At 69.3% G+C, this 12,449-nt stretch carries 13 protein-coding genes; 5 read left to right on the forward strand and 8 right to left on the reverse strand.

Annotated elements, in window-relative coordinates:
- Positions 1-22: 22 nt before the first annotated feature.
- From GLP40_RS13245 to GLP40_RS13265, 5 genes are all read right to left on the reverse strand, one after another.
- The gene (locus tag GLP40_RS13245) at positions 23-370 is read right to left on the reverse strand and encodes a hypothetical protein (RefSeq protein ID WP_154788139.1); all 348 of its coding nucleotides are present in this window, start codon (positions 368-370) and stop codon (positions 23-25) included.
- A gap of 134 nt (positions 371-504) precedes the next feature.
- The gene (locus GLP40_RS13250; RefSeq protein ID WP_154788140.1) at positions 505-1,551 is read right to left on the reverse strand and encodes a hypothetical protein; all 1,047 of its coding nucleotides are present in this window, start codon (positions 1,549-1,551) and stop codon (positions 505-507) included.
- A gap of 60 nt (positions 1,552-1,611) precedes the next feature.
- Entirely contained in the window at positions 1,612-1,797 is a 186-nt protein-coding gene (locus tag GLP40_RS13255) for a hypothetical protein (RefSeq protein WP_154788141.1), read from the reverse strand.
- 16 nt (positions 1,798-1,813) lie between these two features.
- Entirely contained in the window at positions 1,814-2,242 is a 429-nt protein-coding gene (locus GLP40_RS13260) for a DUF1707 SHOCT-like domain-containing protein (protein ID WP_154788142.1), read from the reverse strand.
- A gap of 93 nt (positions 2,243-2,335) precedes the next feature.
- Positions 2,336-3,262: a LysR family transcriptional regulator gene (locus GLP40_RS13265; RefSeq protein ID WP_154788143.1), complete on the reverse strand. Its 927-nt coding sequence runs from the start codon at positions 3,260-3,262 to the stop codon at positions 2,336-2,338.
- Positions 3,263-3,326: 64 nt separating this feature from the next.
- Between GLP40_RS13265 and GLP40_RS13270 the strand changes: the two genes are divergently transcribed.
- Entirely contained in the window at positions 3,327-3,893 is a 567-nt protein-coding gene (locus tag GLP40_RS13270) for a UbiX family flavin prenyltransferase (protein ID WP_328290086.1), read from the forward strand.
- A gap of 37 nt (positions 3,894-3,930) precedes the next feature.
- Positions 3,931-5,418: a UbiD family decarboxylase gene (locus GLP40_RS13275; protein WP_328290087.1), complete on the forward strand. Its 1,488-nt coding sequence runs from the start codon at positions 3,931-3,933 to the stop codon at positions 5,416-5,418.
- Positions 5,419-5,704: 286 nt separating this feature from the next.
- On the opposite strand, the gene GLP40_RS33805 is transcribed toward GLP40_RS13275, so the two are convergent.
- Positions 5,705-6,214: a glutaminase gene (locus tag GLP40_RS33805; protein ID WP_328290088.1), complete on the reverse strand. Its 510-nt coding sequence runs from the start codon at positions 6,212-6,214 to the stop codon at positions 5,705-5,707.
- On the opposite strand from GLP40_RS33805, the gene dxs reads away from it, so the two are divergent.
- Both dxs and GLP40_RS13290 read left to right on the forward strand, forming a co-directional pair.
- Positions 6,099-8,045: a 1-deoxy-D-xylulose-5-phosphate synthase gene (gene dxs, locus GLP40_RS13285; protein ID WP_328290089.1), complete on the forward strand. Its 1,947-nt coding sequence runs from the start codon at positions 6,099-6,101 to the stop codon at positions 8,043-8,045. The genes GLP40_RS33805 and dxs overlap by 116 nt on opposite strands.
- Positions 8,046-8,163: 118 nt before the next feature.
- Positions 8,164-8,967 carry an enoyl-CoA hydratase gene (locus GLP40_RS13290; protein ID WP_154788146.1) on the forward strand — a complete coding sequence of 268 codons (804 nt, stop codon included), beginning with the start codon at positions 8,164-8,166 and terminating at the stop codon, positions 8,965-8,967.
- A 90-nt stretch (positions 8,968-9,057) separates the two neighbouring features.
- On the opposite strand, the gene GLP40_RS13295 is transcribed toward GLP40_RS13290, so the two are convergent.
- Positions 9,058-10,302, reverse strand: coding sequence for an HRDC domain-containing protein (locus GLP40_RS13295; RefSeq protein ID WP_154788147.1), 1,245 nt, complete (start codon positions 10,300-10,302; stop codon positions 9,058-9,060).
- A 202-nt stretch (positions 10,303-10,504) separates the two neighbouring features.
- Positions 10,505-11,131, reverse strand: a complete 627-nt coding sequence (locus tag GLP40_RS13300; RefSeq protein ID WP_328290090.1) for a DUF3000 domain-containing protein — start codon at positions 11,129-11,131, stop codon at positions 10,505-10,507.
- Between the two features lie 73 nt (positions 11,132-11,204).
- Between GLP40_RS13300 and hemE the strand changes: the two genes are divergently transcribed.
- Positions 11,205-12,272, forward strand: coding sequence for a uroporphyrinogen decarboxylase (gene hemE, locus GLP40_RS13305; RefSeq protein ID WP_154788148.1), 1,068 nt, complete (start codon positions 11,205-11,207; stop codon positions 12,270-12,272).
- Positions 12,273-12,449: the final 177 nt, after the last annotated feature.

The raw sequence follows: 12,449 nt of genomic DNA on the forward strand, positions 1-12,449 counted from the left end.
GCACCCGCGGTCCCGTCGGCGGCTATTCGCTCTGCGACCAGGCGGCGATCGGGAGGGTCAGGTAGACGCCGATATTCCCGTCGACGAACTTCTCGATATCGGCGAGCAGCCGATCGCAGCGCTCCTGCCGGTTCTCGGCGCGGCTGCCGAAATACTTCGAGCGCACCTCGATGACCAGGTCCATGCCGGAGCGGTCGAACTTGCCCAGCGGGTGGAAGCGGATCTCCACATCACCGGGCTGAAGGTCGCCGTCGTAGGGCTCTTCGGGGCATTCGACGGCGGTGGAGACCAGGTGAGGCAACCATTCGCCCAGCTCACGCAGCACTGTCTCGGGTAGCTTCGGGTTGTAGGTCACCTCGACGAGGGGCATTCGACGAGTCTATTGCCGGGCGTGTGATCGATCATCGATCCCGGCGGCACACATGTCCGCTGTCGTTGCGTCGGTTCGCCGACGCGTGGGCGATCTCGTTCATGGCGGCCGCGGCCCTGGTCGCCCCGGCGGGGTCAGGATTTGCGGATGCTGGCGATGATCTGTTCGGCCTGGCCGGCGGCGAGTTCGCCCTGAGTGCCGCGGTCGGCCAGGATGGCCAGGACCAGCAGGGCGTTGTTGGGGCCGGAGAAGGCGAAGGCGTAGACCGAGTAGGCGGTTGTGGTGCAGCCGGGGGCGGAGGGTTTCCAGTCGCCGGACGCTTCGACCCGCTGGCCGGTGAGGCCGCTCGTGGTGGTGACCGCGATCGGCGCGCCCGGGTTGCCGCCGGTCGCGTCCGAATAGCCGCCCTCCGCGGAGATTTTCGCCACCTTGGTTGCCGCGGCGGCGGGATCGCTGCCGTCGGCGCGGGTGACGAAGGCGAGGGTCCGGTACGCCGAACCCGCACAGTAGTCGTCGCCCTCGGTGGCTTTGCCGTGTCCGATGACGGAGCCGTCCGCGCCGGTCTGAACGGTGATGTCGGTCGGATCGGCGATCGTCCACCCGGTGGGCACGTCGTAGCTGATGCCCAGCGTGGGCGCGACCACGGTGGTGCCGCCGGGTTCGGGGGAGCCCGACTTCGACGGCCCGGTGGCGGACGGGTGGCCCGGGGCGGAGTCCGCGGTGGTACTGGGCACGGCGGTCGCGCTGTCGGAGGAGCCGCGGGTCAGCGCGTAGGCCGCGATACCGCCGCCGACCAGCACGATCACCGCCGCCACGGCGGCGAGGATCAGCGAGATGCGAGTGGGGCCGCCGCCGCCCGGCGCGGGCGGCTGTCCGTACCCCGGAATCGGTTGCTGCCCTGTGTAATTCGGCATCGGCTGCTGGCCGGTGACATACTGCGCGGGAGTGGGCTGGTATCCGAAGGGCTGCTGCGGTGCGTACGGCGGGTACTCGGTCGGCTGCTGCGCGTCACCCGCGGAGTGACCCCAGCCCTGGTGTTCCACATCCGGATAGCCCCAGCCCTGCTGCGCGGGCTCGCTGTACGCGGGCTGCTGATACGGGGCCCGCGGCGAATACCCGCCCGGCGCACCGGGTGTCGCGGGACCGTAGAGGTTCGCCCAGTGATCGTTGTCGTCGGTCACGCGTTGTCACCCCTCCGGCCGCGCCGAGCACGTGTCGGGGCATACCCTATCGGGTGCGTCCTAGCCGTGTGCGGCGGCCGCGTCGGGGTCGGAGTGCGGCTGGGCGGGGCTCGCGGCCGGGGACACCCGGATCACTCCGGCGTCCAGATCGAGGCTGACCCGCGGCCGGTGCCCCTCGCCGCCGCTGTCCTCGCTGCCCTCGTCTTCCAGCTTCTTGCCGGGGAACAGTTCGCCTATGACACCCACGAATCCACCCTAGCCCTCACATCCGGTGGTAATGCGGACCGCGATAGCCGCCGCGGTACCCGTAGCCGCGCCGCCCCCGCGCGAACACGAAGAACAGCACCGGGAACAGGAAGAACGGGAAGAAGTGGGTGGCCACCGCGAACACGATCGCGAAGACCAGCACGATGCCCACGCCGAACGGGACCAGCGTCAGCGTGCGCTGCGGGCCGGTCGCCGGGGTGAGCTGCGGCGCCGGCGGCTGCGGCCGGGGCAGGTCGCCGAAGAGGGCGGCCAGTTCGCCCGCGGTTTTGGCGGCATAGGCGCGGCCCACCCGGTCGTCGTATTCGGCGACGTCGAGGCGGCCGGCCGCGAAATGCTCGCCCAGCGCCGCGGCCGCCTGCTCGCGTTCCGCGGTGCCGACGCGGACGGTGGGCGGTCCGTAGACCGCCGGGTCGAAATCGGTCATGACATCCGCCTCATGGGAGGGAAGGAATCTCGTTGTCCGCCAGCGTAGGCGCGTTCGCGGCGACGCGCCTGCACACGATGGCGTAATCCGGGGCTACGCCTGCTCACGTACGTCCGCCGCGCGCTGTTCGACGGCCAGCCCGGCGAATTCGGCGACCTTGGGATGATCGGTGTCGGCCCGCCACACCAGCCGGATCCGTGCCTCGGGCAGTCCGGTGAGCGGGACGAACGCCACCTCAGGATGGGTGAAGTAGGTGGGCATGGCGGTGGTGGTCGCGAAGACCGCGTCGTTGTGGGCTACCGCGGTGAGCATCTCGGGTTCGGTGCGTGCGGGCGCGACCCGCGCAATCGGGCGTCCCGCCGGGGTGGTGGCGGGCGGCCAGAAGCTGCGCGCGAATTCGGGCGCGACATCCGGATGCGGTCCGATCACGCGCAGGTCGGCCAAATCCTCGACATCGATGTGCTCGCGGGTGGACCACGGATGGCTGCGGGCGATGGCCAGCAACCGCGGGAACACGCCCACCTCGGGGCCGACGGTCAGGCCGAGTTGCTCGATCGGGGCCAGGCAGATCTGGATGTCCACCTCTCCGCGCCGCAGCGGTCCGAAGATGTCGGTCCACGCGAGCTGCGTCAGCGTGATTGGACATTCCGGATGCCGCGCCCGGAACCCGGCCAGCGCCCCATCCAGGGTGGAAGCGTAGGGCCCGAGGAAGCCGATGCGCAGTCCCCGTGCGGCGGTGCGGGTTTCGGCGAAGGCGCGCTGCAGATCCTGGAAGGCGGGTCGCGCGCGGGCCAGCAGATGCTCGCCCAGCGGATTGAGGGTGACCCGGCGGCTGGTGCGCTCCACCAGGCGTCGGCCGATGCGGCGCTCCAGGCTGCGGATCAGCTGGCTCACCCGGGGCTGGGACAGTCCGAGGCGGTCGGCGGTCCGGCCGAAGTGCAGCTCTTCGGCGAGGACGACGAAGGCTTCCAGTTCGGCCGGGTCGACGCGGTTTTCGCGGGGCGAGTCTTCGATCAGCATTTCTTATCAATCTTCGCGGATTTCGGCGTTGATGGCCATCCGATGGCTGACCGATGCTGGTGCGGTGAGCGGAACACGGCGACTTGTAGTGGGGATCAGCGGGGCAACCGGAATCGCGTACGGGATCCGGGTGCTGGAGCTGGCCCGCAAGGCCGGCGTGGAAACGCATCTGGTGGTGACCCCGGCCGGGCAGCAGACCCGGGCCTTTGAAACAGCGCTGAGCGCAGCCGATCTGGCGGCCACGGCCGATGTCGTCTACCGGCCCGCCGATATCGGCGCGGCCATCGCGTCGGGTTCGTTCCGGACCATCGGAATGATCGTGGCCCCCTGCTCGATTCGCACCCTGTCCGCGGTCGCCTACGCCAATAACGACAATCTGCTCACCCGTGCGGCGGATGTGACGCTGAAGGAGCGTCGCCGCCTGGTGCTGATGGTGCGTGAGACCCCGCTCACCCTGGCGCATCTGCGCGCCATGACGGCGGTCACCGAGATGGGCGGCATCGTCATGCCGCCGGTGCCCGCCTTCTACCTGAATCCGGAATCGGTCGCCGACATCGTCGACCACACCGCCGGACGCGCCCTGGACCTGTTGGGCATCGACGTGCCCGACCTGCCCCGCTGGGGCGAATAGCCGACAACGCCGAACAACCACGCGAAGGAAAACCCCTGTGCCGCATTTGAAGAGCCTGCGCGAGTTCATCGAGGCGCTCGACGCCCTCGGCGAAGTCCAACACATCGACACCGAGGTCGATTGGAATCTGGAGATCGGCGCGATCATTCGTCGCTCCTACGATCTGAAGGCCCCCGCGCCGCTGTTCAGCAGGATCACCGGTTACGCGGACAGCGGATTCCGTGTGCTCGGCGCGCCCGGCGGACTGTCCGGGCCCGCGCACCCGCTGGCGCGAATCGCCTTGGCGCTCGGCCTGTCCGCGGGCGCGCCCGGGCAGGAGATCGTCGAGACCATCGTCGCGGCCCGCCGCAAGCCCGGCATTCCGCCGGTGCAGGTGGACGCGGAGACCGCGCCGTGCAAGCAGAACATCGTGCGCGGTGACGACATCGATCTGCTGGCCTTCCCGACGCCGCTGATCCACGGCAACGACGGCGGCCGCTACATCCAGACCTACGGCATGAACATCGCCAGGACCCCCGACGGCTCGTGGACCAACTGGTCGATCAATCGCATGATGATCGCGAGCCGGAACACCTTGGCCTGCCTCATTCCCGGGCCGCAGCACCTGGGCATCATCCGCGCGAAGTGGGCCGAGGAGGGCAAGCCCATGCCCATCGCGCTCGCGCTGGGCGTCGAACCCGGCCTGCCGTTCGTGGGCGCCATGCCGCTGCCCGAGGGCGCGGACGAATCCCATTTCCTGGGCGCGCTGTATGGCGAGGGCATCGAGGTGGTGCCCGCCGAGACCGTCGACATCATGGTTCCCGCCACCGCCGAGATCGTGATCGAGGGTCACATCGCCTTCGACGAGACGGTGATGGAGGGCCCGATGAACGAATACCCGGGCTACAAGGCGGTCGAAGCCTCGGCCAAACCGGTCTTCCACGTCTCCGCCATCACCTACCGCGACGGCGCGATCCTGCCCGTGGTGGCCGCGGGCCCGCCGGTGGAGGAGGACCACACCGCGACCGGCACCATGCACGCCGCCGAAATCCTGTACCAGCTGCGCGAATCCGGGCTGCCGGTCGCCTCGGCCTGGTTCTCCTACGAGTCGGCGCTGCACTGGCTGATCGTGGCGGCCGACTCCGACTGGCACGACAAGCTGCCGGTGTCCTCGGGAGAGTTCGCCGGGCGCGTCGGCGAAGTGGTCTTCGCGGGCAAGGCCGGTTTCGGCGTTCCCAAGGTGCTGCTGGTCGAGAACGACATCGACATCACCAATGTGAACGAGGTGGTGTGGGCGTTCGCGACCCGGGCCCATCCCGAGCATGGTGAGGTTCATTTCCCGGCCGAGTTGACCGCGGCGCTGTCGGTGTATCTGTCCGAGGTGGAACAGCACTCGTATCGGGCGGGCAAGGTCATCTACAACTGCCTGCTGGCCGACCTGTTCGACGAGACCCAGCGTCCGATCAAGGGCAGCTTCGAGAACGGCTGGCCCGCCGAGGTCCAGCAGCGCGTTCTCGACCGCTGGCACGACTACGGCTACCGCTGAGCCGCACCGGAGGACTCGCGGCGGGGCACTCCCGGACTTCCCGCCGCGCTGTCCAGCGGCCGGCAGCCTACACCGCCTCGTTCCTGGCCGGCTCACGCCTGGCGAATCGGCTGCAACTCCGGCGGATTCGGGCAAATCGGTCAGCCGCGTCGGTGCCCTCGACCAGCGAGTCCGCCGCGATGGCTCCGCATTGATCATCGGATCGCGCGGCCGGTGTGTCGTGGGGGTCCGGGCTGATTCGAAGAACGGCCCCCGGAGGGCCCCGCATCGATGCGCGCCGCCACCTTCACCCGGCCGCGATCGCCAGGGTCGGCGCATACGTGAACGGTGTGGAGATCGACTGAATCGTGAAGGCGGCGTCCAGGTCTTCGCCGCCGTAGCTCCGCTCGTCCGCGGTTGCCGGGCAGATGCCGACCGAATCGGGTTGCACCGCCGCCAGTTCCGGAATGCGGCCGCCGCGTTCCCGACGCGTCGGCCCGGCACAGCTCGTACACTTCGTCGATGATGCGGGCCACGACGTCGCGGAGGTGACCACCGGGCCACTGTAACCGGCGTACTGTGTGTGGAGCCTCACATCTGTTGCGGATGTCGCAGGTGGCGTTTCGTTCCTGGCATCGGGGGCCGGAAAGGGCTCCGTAGACTGTTGCAAACACAGGAGACATCCGGAGGGAGCAATAGCCGTGGGAGTGCTTTCCCGGGTCGACACGCCCGAGGACCTGCGCCGGCTGTCGGTACCGGAGCTGCATGAGCTGGCCGAGGAGATTCGCGAGTTCCTGGTGCGGAAGGTCGCCGTCACCGGCGGGCACCTGGGGCCGAATCTCGGCGTCGTGGAGCTGACCATCGCGTTGCACCGGGTCTTCGACTCGCCGGCCGACCCGATCATCTTCGATACCGGGCATCAGGCCTACGTGCACAAGATCCTCACCGGCCGCAAGGACGGGTTCGACAGGCTGCGCAAAGAGGGTGGCCTGTCGGGATATCCGTCGCGGGCCGAGAGCGCCCACGACTGGGTGGAGTCCTCGCACGCCTCGGCGTCGCTGTCCTACGCCGACGGGCTCGCCAAGGCGTTCGCGCTGACGCGGCAGAAGCGGCACGTGATCGCGGTCGTCGGCGACGGCGCGTTGACCGGCGGCATGTGCTGGGAGGCGTTGAACAATATCGCCGCCGGGCCGGATCGCTCGGTCATCGTGGTGGTCAATGACAATGGACGCTCCTACGCGCCGACCATCGGCGGCCTGGCCGAGCGGCTCGCCGGACTGCGCACCCAGCCCGCCTACGAGCACGCGCTCGACGCCACCAAGCGGATCGTCCAGAGCATTCCGCGTGTGGGGGATTCGGCGTATTCGATGCTGCACGCCATCAAGACCGGGATCAAGGACGCGGTCGCACCGCAGGAACTGTTCAGCGATCTCGGCCTGAAGTACGTGGGCCCGGTCGACGGGCACGATCAGGTGCAGCTCGAGGCCGCGCTCAAGCGGGCCAAGGACTTCGGCGGCCCGGTCATCGTGCACGCGGTGACGCAGAAGGGGCGCGGCTACAAACCGGCCGTGGATCATGAAGCCGACCAGATGCATTCGATCGGCGTGATCGATCCCGAGACCGGCGAACCGCTGGCCGGATCCTCCGGAGTCAGCTGGACCTCGGTATTCTCCAAGGAACTCATCGCCCAGGCCGAGCAGCGCGACGACATTGTGGCGATCACCGCCGCGATGCCCGGGCCGACCGGTCTGACGCCGTTCGGCAATCGCTTCCCGGACCGCATGTTCGATGTCGGCATCGCCGAACAGCACGCCATGACCTCCGCCGCCGGCATGGCCCTGGGCGGCCTGCACCCAGTGGTCGCCATCTACTCCACCTTCCTCAACCGGGCCTTCGACCAGCTGCTCATGGACGTGGCGCTGCTCGAGCTCCCGGTGACGCTGGTGCTCGACCGCGCGGGCATCACCGGCGATGACGGCGCCTCGCACAACGGCATGTGGGACCTGTCGGTGCTCGGCATCGTCCCCGGCATTCGGGTCGCCGCCCCCCGCGATGCCGCCCGTCTGCGGGAGGAATTGGGGGAGGCCCTGCAGATCAGCGACGGCCCCACCGCCATTCGCTTCCCCAAGGGTCCTGCCATCGAGGAGATTCCGGCGGTGGAACGCTTCGAGGGCGTGGACGTGCTGCGCCTGCCCGATGTGAAAGACGCTGCCGCGTACTCGGTGCGCGCCGATGTGCTGCTGGTCGCGGTCGGGCCCTTCGCCGAACTGGCCCTCAAGGTCGCGGATCTGCTGGACGCCGAAGGCGTGTCGGTGACCGTGGTCGACCCGCGCTGGGTGCTTCCGGTGTCCGACACCGTCGTGAAGCTGGCCGAGAACCACCGTTTGGTGGTCACCCTCGAGGACAGCGGCCTGCACGGCGGCATCGGTTCCACCGTCTCCGCCCGGCTCCGCAGCTCGGGCGTCGACGTCCCCACCCGTGATCTCGGCGTCCCGCAGCACTTCCTGGACCATTCCAGTCGCGCGAAGATCCACCAGGACCTCGGCCTCACCCCGGGCGAGGTGGCCCAGCGCGTCCACGTCTGGCTCGGCGCCGCGGACACGTCCGGCAGCGAGATCGAGCAGGCTCTGCTCCCGGCGGCCGAGTAGCGCCCCTCGAGCCCGGAACGGGCCCGCGATCATCCGATCGTGGGCCCGTTTTTCTGTGCGGAGCTGGGGTTCTCGCGTAGATTCTGAAACAGGTTACAGTTTCGGGACGGGAGTTCGGATGTCGTTTGTGCTTGTCGAGAAGCCGCGGCCGGGGATCGCGCTGGTGACGTTGAACCGGCCGGACCGGATGAACGCCATGGCGTTCGACGTGATGGTGCCACTGCGGGAGACCCTCGAAGGCGTGGCGGCCGACAATGAGGTGCGGGTGGTGGTGCTCACCGGGGCCGGGCACGGGTTCTGCTCGGGCGCGGATCTGCAGCATGCCGGCAAGGTGCCCGGGGTAGAGGGGTTGACGCGCACCAGCATCGCGCGCCGCTCCATGGAGCTGCTGAACAATGTGATGCTCACGATCAAGCGGATGCATCAGCCGGTGATCAGCGCCATCAACGGCGCGGCCATCGGCGGCGGGTTCTGCCTGGCCATGGGGACCGATATCCGAATCGCCTCGGAGGACGCGTATTTCCGCGCCGCGGGCATCAATAACGGCCTGACCTCGGCCGAACTCGGGATCAGCTACACGCTGCCCCGGGCCATCGGCTCCACCCGAGCGTTCGAGATCATGCTCACCGGCCGTGACGTCGACGCCGCGGAAGCCGAGCGCATCGGCATCGTCTCCCGCGTCGTCCCCGGCGACAAGCTTCTCGAGGCCGCCTACGACACCGCCGACCAGATCATCCGCTGGAGCCGGGTCGGCGGCGAGCTCACCAAGCGCCTGCTGTGGGCCGGCCTGGAGGCGGGCAGTTTCGAGTCCCACATGCAGAACGAGGGCATGGCCCAGCTCTACGTCCGCCTCACCACCGAGAACTTCGATGAGGCCATCCGTGCCCGCCGCGACCGCCGTCCACCCGAATTCCAGGACTGAGCAGCGCTCACGCCCGCCTCGCCAACTGTGAAATGGGTCCCACTTCAGAAAGCTGGTGTGGCCCAACGTCCTAGGGCGATACTCCTCGGGTCAGGCCTTCGGGTAGAGGGCTTCACTCAGGCGTGGGACCGTCAGGGTGCGCTGCCACGGTCGTGCGCCGCCCGCCGCGAGGTAGCCCTCGATGAGGGTCGGGGCCTCGCCATTGGCGACCGACTTGGGCAGCCCGTCCCAGCACATGCGGCGCAGTAGGTCCGGGGTGAGCAGGTTCTCGACCGGGATCGACACCTCGGTGGACAGGTCGGTCATGGCCGCGCGGGCGAGCTGGAGACGCTCGGCGGCGGCCGGGTCGCGGCGCTCCCAGCGGTTGACCGGAGGCGGGCCGTCGAAGGGCTGGGTCAGCGGCGGGAGCTCGTTGTCGGGGAGGGCGCGGGCGCGCTCCACGGCGCCGAGCCATTCGCGGGAGTAGCGCCGCTGGCGGGGGCCGCCGAAGATCGGCAGGGTGCGCAGCTGGGCGATGGACCTGGGCTCGTTGGTGGCGGCGGCCACGATGGCCGAATCCGGGAGGATGCGGGCGGGGGCCACGTCGCGCAGGCGGGCCAGGCGGTCGCGGGTGATCCATAGTTCGCGGACGATCGCGAGTTGGCGGGTGCGGCGCAGGGTGTGGATGCCGGAGGTCCGCCGCCATCGGTCGGCCTTGGGCGCGGCCGGCTCGGCGGTGCGGACGTGCTCGAATTCCTCTGCGGCCCATTCGGATTTGCCCTGGTCGGCCAGATCCGCGGCGACCGCATCGCGCAGCTCGACGAGTAGCTCGACATCGAGGGCCGCGTAGTTGAGCCAGTCGTCGGGCAGCGGCCGGGTGGACCAGTCGGCCGCGCCGTGGCCCTTGCGGAGCTCACGTCCGAGCAGCTTCTCCACCATGGCGGCCAGGCCCACCCGCTCGTAGCCCGCGAGGCGGCCGCCGAGTTCGGTGTCGAAGAGCTTGGCCGGATACAGCCCCAGTTCGGCCAGCCCGGGCAGGTCCTGATCGGCGGAGTGCAGCACCCATTCCAGGCCATTGATCGCCTCGGCGAGCGGGGAGAGGTCCCCGTCCACGGGAATCGGATCGATGAGGAAGCTGCCCGAACCCGCGCGCCGCAGCTGGATCAGGTAGGCGCGATTGGAGTAGCGGAAGCCGGAGGCGCGCTCGGCGTCCACCGCGAGCGGACCGGTGCCGGCGGCGAGCCGGCGGGCGGCCGCGGCCACTTCGGCGGCAGAGTCCAGTACCGGCGGTACACCGTCCACTGGCGCGAGCAACGGTACCGCGGCAGTGGCTTCGTGTTCATCTGGTACGGACATGGTCTTGAACTCTACGGGTAGGACAATGGCGAGCCGCGTCACGTCGGTGAAACGACCGGCCGTGACACTGCGTCGGGCCATGGGGAATCGTACGCGGCGACCGTCGATTTCGTTGCAGTACAGATGTTCTCGCAGGCGAGAGGGGATTTCCCGGCAGCGGGGGCGGGAATTCGGGGCTCGGCCGCCCCGATTTCGCACGCAATTACTCGGTGCTCTCGTCCCGGCGCACGTCCAGCCGGGTGACCCCGGCGGGCGGCAGTCCGGCCGCGTACGCGAGCACCTCGCAGAAGGCCTCCACGTGCGGTCGCATGGCGGTGTCGGCGACGGTCCAGGAGGCGCGCAGTTCGAGCTGATGCGCGCGCGGCGGACCGGCGATATCGCCGTAGCGCACCGAGCTGGTGGCGGTGACCGTGCCGCCCAGGGCGGTGAACGGGGTGCGCGAGTCCAGGGCGTCCACCAGCCAGCTCCAGGCCACCTCGGGCAGCAGCGGGTCGGCGGCGAGGGCCGAGTCGATGTCGGCCTGGATGTAGGCGACCAAGCGGAACACTCCATGCCAGGCCTCCTGCCCGGCCGGGTCGTGCAGCAGGATCAGCCGGCCGAACGCGTCGCCCTCGGAGTCGACGGGCACCACATTCGTGTCAGGTCGCGTGACTTCCGCGCCGAGAGCGTAGGAATACGGGGCGAGGCGCTGCGGCGGGCGGATCGGTGCCAGCTCGATTCGAGGATGCACAGATGCGGTTCCCATGGCCTCGACCGCGGCGCGGAACCGGGCTGGTTCTTCGGGCTCCGGGGTCGGGGCAGCGCCGTCGCGAAAGTCGAGCGGTGTCACGAATGGCACCGTAGACCTCTCGGGTGCCCAGTAGTGCGAGGCGCGCCGCCGGGCCCCTTTACGATGGGCGGTGATGAGTACTCATACCCGCCGCCCGCTGACCGATGCCCCGTTCCTCGCCGCCGCCACCGGTGGCGTGCCGCATCGGCGTCCGGTGTGGTTCATGAGGCAGGCGGGTCGGTCCCTTCCGGAGTATCGGGAGGTGCGCGCCGGAATCGGCATGCTGGAGTCGTGCTTCGATCCGGAGCTGGTGTGTGAGATCACCATGCAGCCCGTCCGCCGCCACCGGGTGGACGCGGCAATCCTGTTCTCGGACATCGTGGTTCCGCTCAAGGCCGCCGGGATCGATCTCGATATCGTGGCGGGTGTCGGCCCGGTGGTCACGAATCCCGTGCGCACGGTCGCCGATGTGCGCGCGCTGCCGCGCCTGCGCGCCGAGGAGGTGGGCGCGGTCACCGCGGGTGTGAAGCTGCTGCTCGACGCGCTCGGCGACACCCCGCTCATCGGATTCGCCGGTGCCCCATTCACTTTGGCGTCCTACCTGGTCGAGGGCGGTCCGAGCAAGAATCACGAGCGCACCAAGGCGATGATGCTCGCCGATCCCGAGACCTGGCACCAGTTGCTGGGCGTGCTCACCGACATCACCATCGAGTTCTTGTGCGCGCAGATCGACGCGGGCGTGGACGCGGTCCAGGTGTTCGACTCCTGGGCGGGCGCGCTGAGCCTGGCGCAATACCGGAAATACGTTCTGCCGCACTCGGAACGGGTCTTCGCCGAGATCGCCTCGGCGGGCATTCCGCGCATCCACTTCGGTGTCGGCACCGGAGAACTGTTGGGCGCCATGGGCGAAGCCGGCGCGGATGTCGTCGGCGTGGACTGGCGGATTCCGCTGACCGAGGCAGCGCGCCGCGTCGGCCCCGGAAAAGCGTTGCAGGGCAACCTCGATCCGGCCGTGCTCTTCGCAGGTTCCGCGGCCATCGAATCCGAGGTGCGCCGCATCGCCCGCGAGGCCGACGAGGCGATCGCCTTGGGCGCCAAGGGCCATATTTTCAACCTCGGCCACGGCGTGCTCCCCAACACCGACCCGGGCGTCATCACCGAAACCGTCGCCCTGATCCACAGCCTCCCCGCCCCGCTCTGAGCCAGGCCCTCGTCCCGCGCGGGAACGAAAACCATGCGGGAGCGACAACTCGTCGGCGTCGTCTCGCCGCGGGGGCGCAAGAGCAGGGCGCGTCGCCGAGAATCGCGGATCGAGTTCGGACCTGAAGAGTCGGATGAGATCAGACGGGCCGTCCCGAGGGCGCGGTGATGATTTTGC

The organism is Nocardia aurantiaca (genome assembly GCF_009708175.1).
Lineage (GTDB): Bacteria > Actinomycetota > Actinomycetes > Mycobacteriales > Mycobacteriaceae > Nocardia > Nocardia aurantiaca.